Here is a 14,725-nt window from a genome sequence, read left to right as displayed (position 1 = left end):
GATCCTTTTCGTCAGTCTTGCGCTGGCAACGCATCGGGGATGAGCGCCAGATTCTCGATCGCGGCAAGCCCCCATTGCGCTGCGGCATTGGTGGACACATCCGGCCATTCGACCGTGGGCGCGACGACCTTCGCCCCCGTCAGCGTCACGCGCGGGTCGCCCTTGGAAAGGCCCTGACCTGCTTCTCCCGACAGAAATTCCTCCCAGGCCCGGCGTGCCGTTGCTGCGTCTCCCGTCTCGCGGGCCAGGTAGGCAGTCAGGCGCGAATGGCCTTCCTTCAGATTGCGGCCCTTATATGGCTCAGGAAATTCCGCTTCCCATTCCGCCTTGGGGGCATTGAACCAGCGGCAATAATCCAGCCATGCCTTGCGATAATGCGGCACGTCCAGCAACTGTAGTAGTTCCGCATTGACCTCCAACGCGCCGAACACGGCATTCAGGTGCGATAGGCTGATCTTGTCCCCCGTCCCCATGAAGCGCCCGGTCGCCAGATCATAGGGCGCGCTGCCCGCCAGCCAGCCACGCTTCAGCCGACCGATACTGTCCATGCCCGCCACCAGCCGATCGCGCCATTTCCGCTCGCCCGTCCGCTCCCATTCGGTAAGCCAGGCCGATGCAAGGGAACACCACATGGTGCCGAAGCTGAGGTCGATCACGCCATCGGGCAGCGGTTTGCGGTCCGCGCCCGGCACCTTGCGGCCGATTTCGACATGGCGCAGCGCCTGATCGGAATCGAGCAGGTCGCGCATCAGGTCGCCGACCCGCTCATCGGCGGTCAGATAATAATAGATGCGGCGATAGATGGCGTTGCTGACGCGCGGTTGCTTGCTGCTGTCGCTCCAGTGCTGGACGCCATGACGCGTGCCCAGCCCCTTGAAGCGCCCCATATGATAGACGTCGACTTCGCCGGTGTGGCGCGTCATCGCCTCGGCAAAGCGGAACAGTTTCGGATCGCCCGATCGCAACACACTCAACCACAGCCACAGGTCGGGCGACAATTCGCTATTATCCCAGGCATAGCCGCCAATGTCATAGCGCCATTGATGCCGGTCGGCATCATATGTGTGCATGACATCGCCATGGTTCCAGAAACCATACCAGCGGCGGCGATCCACTTCGCTTTCGTAAAAGGCAGCAAGATTGCTGATCTGATCCTCGATCCGTGCCTTCATCGGAGAGGAGCGGTCGGGCAGGCCCCACGGACCGAACACCCCCGCCACATGAATCCGCTCTGGCGTCGCCATGATCTGCGGCGGCACGGCGTTCGCCTGCGCCATGGCCGACAGACGCTCGGCCTCCGGCGTGGCGGCGCATACCCATAATGTCAGTTCGCTGGTACGCGCCACACCGGTCGCGCTGTCCCAGCCCGGTTCATAATCTTCATAGGTGATGGCCAGTCCTTCATTCTGGGCATCATAGCCTTCCATCCCCATCACCCCGCGATAGGGGCGCATGTCCATGGGCTTGGCGTCCGGCGACCAGAGCCACAGGCTGAGCGCCGCCGCGTCACCCGCCGCGCCGCGAATATCGATCTGGGCGGGGTGCCGCTGCCAGAAATAGCGCGCCGCCATCGCCACGCCACCCTGTGGCGATCCGACATAGCCCAGCCCCAGTGCACGGGTGCCGGCGGTGGAATCGACCCAGGCATGGCCTGGCTCGGTGCGCTTGGCGATGGAAAAACCGTCAGCCGTAATCTGGCTGAGGGTGAAGTCTCCCCATGTCGGGATGCGATCCAGCAATGGGCGGACGCCGGGCGCGATGCTCTCCATCGCCACCGTCTTGCCGGCGATCTGCGCCGCGCGAGCCGCCGCCCCCGGATCGCGGCGCAGGCCGGTGAGCGGGCGGACGGCCTCGGAAAAGAGGTGGCCGTCGGCCGTCGCGATGCGGACATGCCGGTCGTGCGGCGCGGCGGCCATGGGCACGGTGGCGGTCAGGCCGATGCTGCTGACGAAATCCTTCGCCGGATCACCGTCGAAGACGAAGCTGTGTACGATGCGCAGATGGTCGCCGCCCGCATAGGCATAGAGGCGCAGGGTAAAGGGCAACATCGTTCGCCCTGCTGCTTCATGCACGCCGTCCAGCTTCACGACGGCACGGACCGGCCCCTTCTGTTCGACCGTCAGCTTGTCGATCCGACCGACAAGACCGGTGCTCCTGCCATCTTCCGGCGCATCGTCGACGCTGGCGACGAGGGAGAATGCGCCCATTACCTGCCGTTCACCCGACCATGCGCCGGCTATGGCGACCTGCCCCGAACGGGGGATGCGCCAGCGCGTCGTTCCGCTGACGATCTCCACCGCGTCGCCGCTTTCGCGGACCAGCACGGGGGTGGCGGGTGTCTGCGGTTTACCGGGCACGACCTCAAGCCCTGAGGGCTGTTCCACGCCCGCGGGAAGAGCGTGGGCCGACCATTTGAGCGACCCGTCCGGCCAGGTCGCCAGCGTCCAATGCTGCGACGCCATCGACGCACCATCCGTCCCGCGCAGGCTGAGCGGCGCGTTGGCCCGTACCGCGCCGCGCGGCCATGGCACGCCAAAGGTCTGGCCAAGGCTGAGCGCGGGGGCGTCGCCATCGATCCAGCGCAGCGGTGTCGGTGGCGCGCCGCGCACCGGGCGAGCAGCGGTTAGCACATCGACCGGCAACAGGGCGGCCGCTCCACCCAACAGGCCCAGACGCACCATGTCGCGCCGCTTGACCATCACATGTCCGTTCATGTCTTCATCCTTGGCAGGGCGTCTATGGTCGGCCGATAGAGAAATTGCGTAGCTGGACATGGCTTTGCGTCGTGCGCACGCCAAAATGTCCATGCCGATATGGCGCGTCGTCCGTCATGCTGAAAAGCGTGGCGCCGTCCCGTTCCACCGCTATACGCTGTCCGTCGGCGATCAACCGCAGACGAAACCATCGGTTCGGCTCCAGCATGTCTGCCGGGTCGACCCGATCATGCTCTGGCAGCAGCGGGCGTGCTCCTGCCTTGCCGACATAGCGGCGCATGCGCGTGGTCGTGTTGCGATTGCCGCCGATGCCGACATAGTAGGTGCGCAGAAGGTCATATTCCTCGAATACCCCGCTGCGCTGTCTGGCCAGCACCGATCCGCCCGGAACGCTATCATCGGTCGCCATCCAGAAGGCGTTGACGTCGCTGACATGATCATTCGGCCGACCGGCGGACACGGCCCGGACCTCATAATCGATTGCGGTCGGTCCGCTCAGGGCGGGCATGAACCACAATGTCAGCCCGGTCGGCGTATCGATATCCAGCACGCCGCCCTGCGCGGCGACCCGCGCATCGCCCGCCACCTCCAGCCGCCATTGGCCAAGGCCGTGACGGAAATCGTCGCGGTGGAGGATGCGGCCGGGCGCGCGCGCCGCCACTGGCAGGGCAGCCAGTGCGGCGATCATCGCCCGACGATCGAATCCGATCGGGATCACAGTTTCAGGCGGACGCCGCCATAGACCCTGCGTCCGAAGGTTTCGATGATGGTCCGGCGATAGACGCTGTTTGCATTCTCCTTGCGCGTGGCGTCGAGCAGATTGACGCCTTCTAGGAAGAAGGACACGCCCGGCATCACCGTGATGTTGAGCGATGCGTCAAGCTGGCCATAGGCTTCGCCGAACTCGGGATTATTGCCGCGGCCCTGCGCCACGATCAGATATTTGGACCGCCAGTTATAGGCGCCACGCAGGCTGACGACATCGTCTTCATAATAGGCCGACAGGTTGTAGCTGTGGCGGGACAACCCCTGGAACGGCAACGCGCCGCCCGTGAAGAAGTCCTTCCCTTCGTACCCGCTGTCCTTCGAATAGGTGTAGTTGGCGATCACACCCATCTGCTTGAGGACGGGCACATTGATGAAATCGAACGCCAGCTGCGCGCCGCTTTCGACACCGTTGATCGTCACCTTCTGCGTGCCGTTGGTGGGCACCAGGATATTGTAGGTGACGCCGGTGCCGTCGGTGAAGGCTTCCGTCGTATTCTGGATGAAGGAACTGATCTCCTTGCGGAAATAGGTGACGGACGCGAAGCTGGTTTTGTTGATATAATATTCCAGGCCCGCATCATATTGGCGCGCGCGGAACGGCTGAAGCCCCGGATTGCCCCGCGAACCCGACAGCCCCACGACGTCCAGCGTGAAGCGCGGCGCCAGTTGCTGCGGCAGCGGGCGAGCCATCACTTCTGTTGCGGTGACGCGCGCCTGCAACGTATCGGGGATCAGGTCCGCCTTCAGGTTGATCGACGGCAAGAATTCCGTGTTCTTGCTGCCATAAGACACCGGAGAGATGACCGGGAGCGCGCCGCCGCCCGGTGACGTGCTCTGGAAGCCCGACGTTTCGACCTTGGTATTGACGACGCGCGCGCCGATCACGCCGCTGACCGGCACGGGGCCGACGTCGAATGCGAAGGCCGCCTGCGCGAAGCCGGCGAAATTGCGTTCGCCGACTTCCCATGTGTCGGTGAACACCTGGCAAGTGCCGCCCGAACGCTCGGGACAACCGCCTGCCTCAAACGGATCGGGCACGCCGACCGCATCGGCCACGCCCTGTGTCATGTTGAGCCAGCCGGTATAGCCGTCCGAAAAGCCCAGATTCCCGGTATTGAAAAATTCCGACGTGCCAAGTGCCGCATTACCGCCGACAATGCTTTGAATACGGGACTGGACTGCGGCGTCGGAGAAACCGTTGAGGGTCGTCGTCCGCGTGAAGAATTTGCTGTCCACGGTAAGGTCGCGATACTGGCCGCCAACCTTGAACGATGTGAAGACGCCGCCGTCCGGCTTATATTCGGCGTCCAGCTTCGCCATCTTTTCCGACTGTTCGTCATACCGCGGACGGCGCAGGACGGTCAGCTGGTTGATGCCGGAAATCGTGGTCGGATCATTGGGCAGGATGATTTTGGGCGCCTGCTGGCCGTTGCCGTAATCGACTTCCAGCCATGGCATCCCGACGACTGCAGCCGTCGCGTTGATCTCGTTATTATAGGCCTTGGCCTTGGAATAAGAGATTTTCGGCGTCAGCGTCAGATTGCCGGTCGTCCATTCGGCACCCAGCGCCAGATTGTAGGTGGTGCGGCGGATGTCGCCCAGAATATTGCGATAGGATACGCCAAGCTGGCTGGTCCGCGCCAGCGCGGGGTTATTGACCATGCGCAGATATTGGACGGTATTGTCCGGGCCGACGATGGTGTTGGCGGCATCGATGATCCCGCCGCTGGTGCCGGTCTGAAGATATTGCGACGTGACCGACTGGTTCGACCGGGTCCAGTTGCTTTCCAGATAGGCCTTGAAGTCGTCGCTGGGCCGCCATTCCAGGATGCCGTTCAGTGCATAGCGGCGGGTTTCGAGACGATCGATCACGTAACGCGGAATATCCGGGATGAAATCCCTTACCCCATCGCCGTCGATGTCCCTGCTTTGCACCCATCCGGTGGTGCGCGCCTGATGTGCCTCGACATTGCGGTTTTCGAAGGTGCCGGACACCAACAGACCCAACGTACCGTTGGCAAAAGTGTCGCTGCCGATCAGCGCCAGGCGCGGGTCCATATGGTCGCCGATATCGGAGTAGATGGCCTGCGCCGACCCTGCGAGATAGGGCTTCCCGCCATTGTCGAACGGTCGGCGCGTGATGACGCGCACAGTGCCGCCAACGCCGCCTTCGGTCATGTCGGCGGTGGCCGATTTCACCACTTCCAGACGATTGACGAATTCGGAGGGCAGATCACGGAAATCGACGTCGCGGCCGCCGCCCACAGTAGTGGACAGGGCAGTGGTGCCATTGATTTCGACGCGGTTCAGCGACGGATCGGCGCCGCGAATGGTGACGCCAGCGCCTTCACCGCCACTACGGTTGATCTGTACGCCAGTAACGCGCTGCAAGGCTTCCCCGACATTCTTGTCGGGAAACTTGCCGATATCCTCTGCCGAAATGGCGTCCAGCACCTGCGGCGCGTTGCGCTTGGCGGTCAAGGCGCCCTGAAGACTGCTGCGGATGCCGGTCACGACGATGTCGGCGGCTTCCCCATCCTTGGCCTTGGAGGCATTTGCCTCAGCCCGGTCGGATGCGGACGAGTCTTGCGCAGCAGCGGCCGTCGACGCGACAGCGAGCAGGCCAAGGTAAGAAATCGAAGCCAGTTTGGCACAACGCAGACGCATCAGCTTCCTCTCCTGTTCCACATATTGATACTATGTTGCTTTATATGGAGATATCGCGCCGGAGCTCGATGGGCAAGCGTAAAATCCCCCTAAATGGGATACAGTTTCAAATTGAGATATTTAAGCTCAGCGGGGTACAAAAGTTGACAACTTGCGCTTGGCGCACCTGCGGATTCAACCCGTGCCAAAGGCAGGTTAGGATATGATGGACTATTCGAACGGCTCGGCAGAATAGCTGACGGTCTGCACTTGGGGAGCGAAAATTAATTGCTCATCGGCCGACTGGGGTCGACATCGGTAGACGGGAAGTGGGACTTTGCCGTCATTCCCACCATGATCGGCGGATGTCGGCTTCCGCTAAGAGCCGACACCCGCACGATTAGCCGTCCCATTGACCAGACTGGAGAGGAGCGCGGGGAGGGGGCAACCCTAGGCCGACAACTCCCGCACGATCTCGGCGACCAGCCCTCTCAACCAGCGATGGGCCGGGTCCTGTCGGTATCGCACATGCCAGGCCATCTCGACCGGGAACGTGCCCAGATCTACCGGTGCGGGAAGGATCTTCAGGCGATGATCCTGTTGCAGCCGCCTGCAGATCAAAGACGGAAGCGTTGCACAGTAGTCGGTGACGGCCACCATCTCGGCGACAGCGAAGAAGTTGGTCACCGAGATCGCCACCTCGCGCTTGAGCTGCTGCTGTGCGAGCGCCTGGAACAGCCCCGCGCGCATCCGCCCTGGCGGTATGATATTGACGTGCTTGAGAGCCTCGAACTGCACGCGGGTCATCGCATCGCCGACAGTAGGATGATCCGCCCGCACGGCACAGGCAAGGCTCTCGTCCATCAGGTGCTGGACGACGAGATTGTCGGGGGGATCGACAATGCGGCCGAGCACCAGCGCGGTGGTGCCTGACACGATGCCGGTCTCGACCAGATCGTTGCCATAGGGCGTCAGCCGAAGCTTGATGCCGGGCGCGACCTGCTGAAGCCGGGCGACGATAGCGGGGACGAGCACGAACTCGACGTAGCCGTTGGGCGCTATCGTGAACACCCGCTCCGCCTTGGCGGGATCAAAGCCCTGCTGGCCCAGCACCGTATCATCGAGCTTCGCCAGCGCATCGGCGATCGCAGGTGCGAGTTCCAGTGCGACGGCCGTGGGCTGAATCCCGTACCGCTCGCGGATGAACAGTTGATCCTGCAGCATCAGGCGCAGCCGCGAGAGCGCGTTGGATAGCGCCGGTTGCGTCATCCCGACGCGCTCGGCCGCGCGCGTCACGCTGCGCTCCTCCATCAGAGCGACGAAGATCGGGAGCAGGTTGAGGTCGTAGCGCATACAGACATGCTCTAGAGCGTATATCTGAAATCAAGACAATAAACTTCTGGAATATGTCGGAATGGGCCACTTTCCACTCGTCCGCAGCGAATGCGGTGAGACAATGGAGGCTCAGATGACCAATATGCAAGTGCTCTTCCTCGGATCCAACGCCACGCAGATCGAACTGCGTGGCGGCGGCACGGCCACGATCGGCCAGTATCTGAACGAGACGGTGGTGCCCGCAATGGCGCTGATCCAGGCTGGCTACGATGTCGTGCTCGCCACGCCCGACGGCACCAAGCCGCACATCGACGAAGCATCGGATACGGTGCAGCATTTCGGGAGCGACCAAGCCGCCTATGAGCGCGCCCGGCACTTCTTTGCTGAGCACCCGGCCATGAACGAGGTTCGCACCTTGGCCTCGGTCATCGAACAGGGTCTGGACAAGTTTGCAGGCGTGTTCGTCCCCGGCGGCCACGCTCCGGCGGTCGACCTGATGCAGAGCGGCGAGGCGGGCGCCATCCTGCGCCACTTCCATGCGGCGGCCAAGGCGACCGGTCTGCTCTGCCATGGCCCCGTCGCGGTCGTTGCCGCCCTCGCCGACCCGGCAGCATACAGGGCGGCCCTGATCGAGGGCGACGACGCCAAGGCGGCCGGCCTTGCCAAGGACTGGATCTATGCGGGCTACCGCATGACGGTCTTCTCGGCGAGCGAGGAGAAGATCGCCGAAGAGCACCTGCTGAAGGGCGAACTATACTTCGACATGCCCAAGGCCCTGCGGCTGGCAGGCGGCGAGGTTTCGGCCGCTTCTGAAGATTTCGCCGCCAACGTGGTCGTCGATCGCGAACTGATCACCGGCCAGAACCCGGCCTCCGATCACGCCGTCGCGAAGGCCATGATCGCAGCGCTCGGCGGCCCGCAGACGGCGGCATGAGCACGCGCATGACAGGTGGCGCGCTGCGGATGCGCGCCACCAAGCCCACCCATTCATCAAGGATTACCCGTATGACCAACCCTGTGAAGATCGTCGCCGTCCTGACCGCCCGTTCTGGCGCGGCCGATCAGCTCCGTACCCTGCTGGACGGCATGATCGCGCCGAGCCGGGCGGAAGCGGGCAACTTGCGCTATGATCTCTGGCAGGATCAGAGCGAGCCCATGCGCTTCGTGCTGGACGAGCTCTACACCAACTCTGACGCGGTTGCCGCGCACCGCGCGACCCCGCACTTCCAGGCCTATCTCGCCGCGATCGGCGATCTTGCCGAGCGGACTGCCTTCGTCCTTGATCCCGTTTCGGCCTGAGGAGGCCGCGATGCGCAACCTGACGCACTGGATCGGCGCCGCGCTGCTCGCGCAGCCCTTCTATGCAGAGGAAATCCAGATGATCGGATTTCTGGCGCAGACATGGCGCTTCGGGTTACCGCAGCGCCTGCGATCAGGGCGTTAACCCCGCCAGCATCCAACGAGACCGCGACAGACCATCGCCTCCGTCCCGCGCTGCCGGACCGGAAGGAGCGACGCCGCGCGCCTGCGAAAGCCGCCGGCTGATCCACGCATTCCCAGGAGATCATGATGACCCGCCACCCCGCTCTGTTCACCCCTGTTCCGCTCGGCCGGCACAGCTTGCGCAACCGCATCGTGCTGCCGCCTCTGACCCGCCAGCGCGCCGCCCAGCCCGGAGACGTGCCGACCGCCCTGATGGCGCGCTATTATGCCCAGCGCGCCGGCGCGGGCTTTATGGTCAGCGAAGGCACGCAGATCGAGCCGCGCGGCCAGGGCTATGCGTGGACGCCCGGCATCTACAGCGAAGCCCAGATCGCAGGGTGGCGCGAAGTGACCGAGGCTGTCCATGCCGAAGGTGGCGTAATCTTCGCCCAACTCTGGCACGTCGGACGTGTTTCGCACGCCCAGTTGCACGGCGGCGCGCCGGTCGCCCCGTCGGCCATCCCGGCAGAGAGGGTCAAGGCCTTCATCGAAACAGCGCCCGGCACCGGCGAACTGGTCGCGCCATCTCCGCCCCGCGCGCTCGAGGTTGCCGAAATCCGCGAGCTGGTGTCGCTCTACGTCCAAGGCGCACGCAACGCGATCGCGGCCGGCTTCGACGGCGTCGAGATCCACGCCGCCAACGGCTATCTGGTCAACCAGTTCATCTCGGCGCACGCCAATCGACGCGAGGACGCTTATGGCGGCTCGATCGAGAACCGCTTGCGCTTCCTGCGCGAGATCGTCGCTGCGGTTTCCGACGCGATCGGTGCGGATCGGCTGGGCGTGCGCTTCACCCCGCTGTTCGAAAGCACCGATGTCGATCGCGTCTACATCGGGTTGGTCGAGCCCGATCCGCATCAGACCTATATTGCCGCGATCAAGCTGCTGGAAGAGTTCGGCGTCGCCTATCTCTCGATTGCGGAAGCGGATTGGGACAACGCGCCGGACCTCCCGTCCTCCTTCCGAGAGGCGGTTCGCGCGGCCTTCAGCGGGCGCATCCTCTATGCGGGCCGCTATACCGCGCAGCGTGCCGAGGATCTGATCGCTAGCGGTCTCGCCGATCTCGTCGCCTTCGGCCGACCGTTCATCGCCAATCCCGACTTGCCGGCGCGGATCGCCCATGACTGGCCGCTCAATCCGCTGCGTCCCGAGACGCTCTACGGCGGTGGGGCGGAAGGCCTCACCGACTATCCTGCCTACGTTCCGAGCGACGTCCGTTCGGTCACCGCCTGATCCTTACCACAGTTAGCCACTCGCAAGATCGGGTGCACCGGAGATGTACGATGAAGAATATCCATGCCTTACTGGGCGCCGCTGCGTTGATCGCATTCCCAGGCCTCGCCGCCGCCGCGCCTGCAACCCCCGCCGTGCACAACGTGGTCCTCGTCCATGGCGCCTTCGCGGACGGATCGGGCTGGCAGCCAGTCGCCGAGATCCTGGAGAAGGACGGCTACACCGTCAGCATCGTCCAGGAGCCCGAAACCTCGCTTGCCGACGACGTCACCGCGACAAACCGTATCCTCGACCGTGTTCAAGGCCGCGCCGTGCTGGTCGGTCATAGCTATGGCGGCGCGATCATCACCGAGGCAGGTAACAATCCGCACGTCGCGAGCCTGGTCTACGTCGCCGGCTTTGTGCCTGACGAGGGGGATACGATCCTCTCGCAGATCCAGAAGAACCCGCCCGCCGCGACGAGCATCGCACCGACCTCTGACGGCTATCTACTCGTCGACCCGGCCCGCTTTGCCGCCGATTTTGCCGCCGACCTGCCGTCTGCACAGTCCCATTTCATGGCAATCTCGCAAGTGCCGTGGAACAAGGCGATCCTGTCCACGCCCATCACCGCTCCGGCGTGGAAGTCGAAGCCGCCCTACGGGATCGTCGCGCAGCAGGACCGCATGATCAATCCCGAGCTCGAGCGCGCGATGTACCGCCATGCCGGCGCCAGCGTGACCGAGATCAAGGGCAGCCATGCCGTCTTCATCTCGCAGCCGCGCGCGGTGGCCAACGTGATCGAGCAGGCAGCGCGCGCAGGCCGCTGAGCGAACAGCGGGCGGTCGAAAACCGCCCGCAACTCCATGCAAAGAGGAAGACGACATGACTGACGGTATCGGAAACAAGGTCATTCTCATCACCGGCGGAAGCACCGGGATCGGCGCGGAGACCGCGCGCCTGCTCGCAAGCCGGGGCGCCAAGGTGGCGATCGCCGCGCGCCGCAAGGACAAGCTCGACACGGTTGTCGCCGAAATCGCGGCGGACGGCGGCGAGGCCCGCGCCTACACGCTCGACGTCACCGACAAGGCGCAAGTGGCAACGGTGGTGGCCGATGTCGTTGCTGATTTCGGCCGGCTGGACGTGCTCATCAACAATGCCGGGCTGATGCCGATCCGCCCCATGGCCGAGGCCAATACCGACGAGTGGGACGCGATGATCGACGTCAACCTCAAGGGCACGCTCTACGGAATCGCGGCGGCGCTTCCACGCTTCCTCGCCCAGAACAGCGGCCACATCATCAACCTGAGTTCGGTCGCGGGCATCAAGGTCTTCGCGCCGGGCGGCACGGTCTATTCCGGCACCAAGTTCGCGGTCAGCGCGATCACGGAAGGGCTGAGGCAGGAAGTGGGCGAGACGGTGCGCGTCACGTCCATCGAGCCCGGCGCAGTGGAAAGCGACCTCAAGCTCGGCACCTCGGGCACCGCGACCGATACGGTCATGGACTTCTACCGGCAGGCGATCCCGGCCAGTTCGGTCGCGCGCGCCATTGCCTATGCGATCGAGCAGCCCGCCAATGTCGACATCAACGCCATCGTTATCCGCCCCACTCGCCAGAATTTCTGACAGCCCTCGCAGCCCCGCCCCCGTCCTCAGGAGCCTACGATGACCGACACACTGACCAACGCCGCCCAGATCTTCGCATCCCAGGCCGTATCGCGCGACCCGGCCACCGACGCGCTGATCGCGCGCTATCCCTATCATAACCCTGATGAGGTCGAGGCTGTCCTCCAAGCCGGCGCCGCCGCTTACCGGCTGTGGCGGGACACCCCGATGACGGAGCGCATCGCCACTTATCACCGTCTTGCTGCTGCACTGCGCGAACGCTCGGAGACGCTGGCCGCCCTCATCACGTCCGAAATGGGCAAGCCGATCGAGGCGGCCCGCGCGGAAGTCGAGAAATGCGCCGCGACGATCGAATGGATCGCGGACAACGGGCCCGCTATCCTGGCCGACGAGCCCGTGTCGATCGAAGGGAGCGATCAGGTCCACGTGTCCTATCTGCCGATCGGCACGATCCTGGCCGTCATGCCCTGGAATTTCCCGCTATGGCAGGTCATCCGGGCGTCCGGGCCGATCATGTTCTCGGGCAACGGCTTCCTGCTCGAGCACGCGCCCAACGTGATGGGATCCGCCTTTGCCTTGCAGCAGGCCTATGAGGCGGCGGGCTTTCCCAAGGGGCTGTTCGCCAACCTCAGCACTGACAACGAGACGGTCGCACGCGTGATCGAGGATCCGCGCATCGCCGCCGTCACGCTGACCGGCAGCATGCGCGCGGGCGCAGTCGTGGCCGCCACCGCCGCGAAGGCGCTCAAGAAAAGCCTGCTCGAACTGGGCGGCAGCGATGCCTTCATCGTTCTGGCGGACGCAAACATCGATCTGGCGGTGGAGGCAGCGATCCAGGCCCGGTTCCAGAACACGGGCCAGGTCTGCCTCGCGGCCAAGCGCTTCATCCTGGAGCGACCCATCGCCGAAGCCTTCACGGCGAAGTTCGTGGCAGCCGCGCGCGACCTGAAGATGGGCGATCCGCGCGATCCCGCCACGAAGATCGGCCCCATGGCGCGCAAGGATCTTCGCGCGGAACTTCACGGCCAGGTCCAGCGCACCCTCGCACAAGGCGCGACGCTTCTGCTGGGTGGGTATGAGGTCGAGGGACCGGGAAACTTCTACGCCCCGACTGTCCTCGCCGATGTAGCCCCCGGAATGGCAGCGTTCGACGAGGAGACGTTCGGCCCAGTGGCGGCGCTGACGATCGCCGATGATCTTGAGCATGCCATCCTGCTCGCCAACACCAGCGACTATGGCCTGGGTGGCAATCTGTGGACCGCCGATGTCGCCAACGCGCAGCGGATCGCGCGTCGGCTCGAAACCGGCGGCGTGTTCATCAACGGCTTCAGCGCTTCCAATGCTCGCATCCCGGTCGGCGGTGTCAAGAAAAGCGGATACGGACGCGAACTGTCGCAATTCGGCCTGCGCGAGTTCACCAACGCCCAAACCGTCTGGGCGAAAGCCTATCGCTGAGGATCGCTAGCCGAACCGGCCGATCGGCCTGTTCGGCATCGCTCCGCGCCTGGATGGACATAGCGATATTGAGCGCGGCGGAATGAAGCGTCACGGGTTTTCCGAAGGCTCCGAACTGTGCGAAGGAGCGTCCGGCATGAGCAAGATGGGAAACCAATTCTCGCCTGAGTTCCGTGACCGCGCGGTGCGAATGGTCGGCGCGGAGTCGTGGGCCTTAACAACTGTTCGCGAGTTCCATCGTGATTGGCTGTCTCCGGATGAAGCGGTCGTTAGCAGCACCCGACGACCTCGCCGTGGCGCGCGCGCATCATGGCGCTGTTCTCCGCCGTGATGCAAGGGCACGGGATCGATGCCGACACAGCATTGCTGGAGTATCGCATGACCGTCGCCAGATCATTGACCGATGCGGCCGGACACCGCGGCGAGACAGATATCGCGCCGCTGGCACGCAGGATCGAGTTTGCCATGATGGCGGTAGCAACAGCCAGGCGATGAACGCTCAACCCGGAACGCGCACTACCTCCCCGGGCAGCATGGCCCGGAAGCGTTCGGGTGCAATCCCATCCGCTGCAAGCCCAACCGCCAATCGTTCGGCAGGATCGTCCCGCGCCTCGTCGGTCAGCTTGAACACGCCCCAATGCATGCCGACTGCCATCCGTGCGTCCAGATCGCGCATGATCTGGATCGCCTCCTCCGGGTTGACATGCTGGGCAGCCATGAACCAGCGGGGGTCATAAGCGCCGATTGGCAGAATGGCGAGGTCGGGCGGTCCGAACTTCTGTCGCAGCGCGCGGAAAATTGTGCCGGTGCCATATCCCGTGTCGCCGGCGAAATAGACCAGCTTTCCGCCCGCCCGGATCATGAAGCCACCCCAGAGCGCCATGCGGCGGTCGGCCGGTCCCCGGGAGGACCAGTGAAGGGCCGGGACGATGTGGATCTCTGCCTGCTGACCAATGGCGACCATATCGCCCCAATCGCCTGTCTCGACCCGTGCCGTGGAAATATGCCGCCGGATAATTGCGTCATTCCCGAGCGGCGTCACGATCAGTGGCGATTGACGGGCATGGATGTTGCGCAACGCGGCGATGTCGAGATGGTCATAGTGGTTGTGGGACAACAGAATGGCGTTGATTGGTGGTAGGTCGTCCAGTCGGATGCCCGGCTGCATGACCCGCTTGGGGCCTGCAAACCGAACCGGGCTTGCCCGGTGCGACCATAAGGGGTCGGTCAATAGGTTGATGCCCGCAATCTGGATAAGGACGGTCGCGTGGCCGACCATTGTGACGGTCAAGCCTTCAACGTGCGGTTCGGGCACGACCGGGGCGATCTCGACATGCTTTGGCCAAGGATTGTCGGGGGCCAAACGTCGCCAACGCAGGATGTCGCGCAGCCCCCGGTCCGTGTCGGGTTCACCGGGATTGAAAAAGCGCAGCCCGTCAAAATGGTCGCTGACAGGACCGCGATACCAAGGGTTGTGGCGCGGCATC

13 protein-coding genes are annotated in these 14,725 nt (G+C 64.1%); 8 read left to right on the top strand and 5 right to left on the bottom strand.

Annotation, left to right across the window (positions count from 1 at the left end; all coding sequences use genetic code 11):
- Positions 1–11 precede the first annotated feature (11 nt).
- The 4 genes from ASE85_RS17245 to ASE85_RS17230 form a co-directional block, all read right to left on the bottom strand.
- The gene (locus ASE85_RS17245; protein WP_056691154.1) at positions 12–2,714 is read right to left on the bottom strand and encodes an exo-rhamnogalacturonan lyase family protein; all 2,703 of its coding nucleotides are present in this window, start codon (positions 2,712–2,714) and stop codon (positions 12–14) included.
- A gap of 22 nt (positions 2,715–2,736) precedes the next feature.
- Positions 2,737–3,402, bottom strand: a complete 666-nt coding sequence (locus tag ASE85_RS17240; protein WP_056691345.1) for a DUF6250 domain-containing protein — start codon at positions 3,400–3,402, stop codon at positions 2,737–2,739.
- Positions 3,403–3,428: 26 nt separating this feature from the next.
- A complete protein-coding gene (locus ASE85_RS17235; RefSeq protein ID WP_056691151.1) occupies positions 3,429–6,149 on the bottom strand; it encodes a TonB-dependent receptor in 2,721 nt (906 codons plus the stop codon).
- Positions 6,150–6,578: 429 nt separating this feature from the next.
- Complete coding sequence (locus ASE85_RS17230) at positions 6,579–7,481, bottom strand: LysR family transcriptional regulator (protein WP_056691147.1); 903 nt, start codon at positions 7,479–7,481, stop codon at positions 6,579–6,581.
- Positions 7,482–7,596: 115 nt separating this feature from the next.
- Here ASE85_RS17230 and ASE85_RS17225 point away from each other — a divergent pair, with 115 nt between their 5' ends.
- From ASE85_RS17225 to ASE85_RS23185, 8 genes are all read left to right on the top strand, one after another.
- A complete protein-coding gene (locus ASE85_RS17225; RefSeq protein WP_056691342.1) occupies positions 7,597–8,397 on the top strand; it encodes a type 1 glutamine amidotransferase domain-containing protein in 801 nt (266 codons plus the stop codon).
- On the top strand, positions 8,394–8,762 hold the full coding sequence (locus ASE85_RS17220; protein ID WP_235523595.1) for a putative quinol monooxygenase: 369 nt from the start codon (positions 8,394–8,396) through the stop codon (positions 8,760–8,762). Before ASE85_RS17225 ends, ASE85_RS17220 begins: the two co-directional genes overlap by 4 nt.
- Positions 8,763–8,772: 10 nt before the next feature.
- Positions 8,773–8,907 carry a hypothetical protein gene (locus ASE85_RS24235; RefSeq protein ID WP_268795137.1) on the top strand — a complete coding sequence of 45 codons (135 nt, stop codon included), beginning with the start codon at positions 8,773–8,775 and terminating at the stop codon, positions 8,905–8,907.
- Positions 8,908–9,029: 122 nt separating this feature from the next.
- Positions 9,030–10,178: an alkene reductase gene (locus ASE85_RS17215; RefSeq protein ID WP_235523594.1), complete on the top strand. Its 1,149-nt coding sequence runs from the start codon at positions 9,030–9,032 to the stop codon at positions 10,176–10,178.
- Positions 10,179–10,228: 50 nt separating this feature from the next.
- A complete protein-coding gene (locus tag ASE85_RS17210; RefSeq protein WP_056691142.1) occupies positions 10,229–10,987 on the top strand; it encodes an alpha/beta fold hydrolase in 759 nt (252 codons plus the stop codon).
- 55 nt (positions 10,988–11,042) lie between these two features.
- On the top strand, positions 11,043–11,783 hold the full coding sequence (locus tag ASE85_RS17205) for an SDR family oxidoreductase (RefSeq protein ID WP_056691139.1): 741 nt from the start codon (positions 11,043–11,045) through the stop codon (positions 11,781–11,783).
- Positions 11,784–11,822: 39 nt separating this feature from the next.
- Positions 11,823–13,238, top strand: coding sequence for an NAD-dependent succinate-semialdehyde dehydrogenase (locus tag ASE85_RS17200; RefSeq protein WP_056691135.1), 1,416 nt, complete (start codon positions 11,823–11,825; stop codon positions 13,236–13,238).
- 309 nt (positions 13,239–13,547) lie between these two features.
- Positions 13,548–13,733, top strand: a complete 186-nt coding sequence (locus tag ASE85_RS23185; protein WP_156358405.1) for a hypothetical protein — start codon at positions 13,548–13,550, stop codon at positions 13,731–13,733.
- Positions 13,734–13,737: 4 nt separating this feature from the next.
- Here ASE85_RS23185 and ASE85_RS17195 read toward each other — a convergent pair whose 3' ends face one another.
- Entirely contained in the window at positions 13,738–14,724 is a 987-nt protein-coding gene (locus tag ASE85_RS17195) for an MBL fold metallo-hydrolase (RefSeq protein WP_056691133.1), read from the bottom strand.
- Position 14,725 lies beyond the last annotated feature (1 nt).

The sequence above is a fragment of the Sphingobium sp. Leaf26 genome (assembly GCF_001421665.1).
Classification (GTDB): domain Bacteria; phylum Pseudomonadota; class Alphaproteobacteria; order Sphingomonadales; family Sphingomonadaceae; genus Sphingobium.
The sequence above is the reverse complement of the archived record's forward strand: the minus strand, read 5'-3'. Positions and strand labels throughout refer to the sequence as shown.

Excerpts from the sequence above, each read along its gene's own strand:
- ASE85_RS17245 (WP_056691154.1), bottom strand. The coding sequence starts at position 2,714 with ATGAACGGACATGTGATGGTCAAGCGGCGCGACATGGTGCGTCTGGGC.
- ASE85_RS17240 (WP_056691345.1), bottom strand. The coding sequence starts at position 3,402 with ATGATCGCCGCACTGGCTGCCCTGCCAGTGGCGGCGCGCGCGCCCGGC.
- ASE85_RS17235 (WP_056691151.1), bottom strand. The coding sequence starts at position 6,149 with ATGCGTCTGCGTTGTGCCAAACTGGCTTCGATTTCTTACCTTGGCCTG.
- ASE85_RS17230 (WP_056691147.1), bottom strand. The coding sequence starts at position 7,481 with ATGCGCTACGACCTCAACCTGCTCCCGATCTTCGTCGCTCTGATGGAG.
- ASE85_RS17225 (WP_056691342.1), top strand. The coding sequence starts at position 7,597 with ATGACCAATATGCAAGTGCTCTTCCTCGGATCCAACGCCACGCAGATC.
- ASE85_RS17220 (WP_235523595.1), top strand. The coding sequence starts at position 8,394 with ATGAGCACGCGCATGACAGGTGGCGCGCTGCGGATGCGCGCCACCAAG.
- ASE85_RS24235 (WP_268795137.1), top strand. The coding sequence starts at position 8,773 with ATGCGCAACCTGACGCACTGGATCGGCGCCGCGCTGCTCGCGCAGCCC.
- ASE85_RS17215 (WP_235523594.1), top strand. The coding sequence starts at position 9,030 with ATGATGACCCGCCACCCCGCTCTGTTCACCCCTGTTCCGCTCGGCCGG.
- ASE85_RS17210 (WP_056691142.1), top strand. The coding sequence starts at position 10,229 with ATGAAGAATATCCATGCCTTACTGGGCGCCGCTGCGTTGATCGCATTC.
- ASE85_RS17205 (WP_056691139.1), top strand. The coding sequence starts at position 11,043 with ATGACTGACGGTATCGGAAACAAGGTCATTCTCATCACCGGCGGAAGC.
- ASE85_RS17200 (WP_056691135.1), top strand. The coding sequence starts at position 11,823 with ATGACCGACACACTGACCAACGCCGCCCAGATCTTCGCATCCCAGGCC.
- ASE85_RS23185 (WP_156358405.1), top strand. The coding sequence starts at position 13,548 with ATGGCGCTGTTCTCCGCCGTGATGCAAGGGCACGGGATCGATGCCGAC.
- ASE85_RS17195 (WP_056691133.1), bottom strand. The coding sequence starts at position 14,724 with ATGCCGCGCCACAACCCTTGGTATCGCGGTCCTGTCAGCGACCATTTT.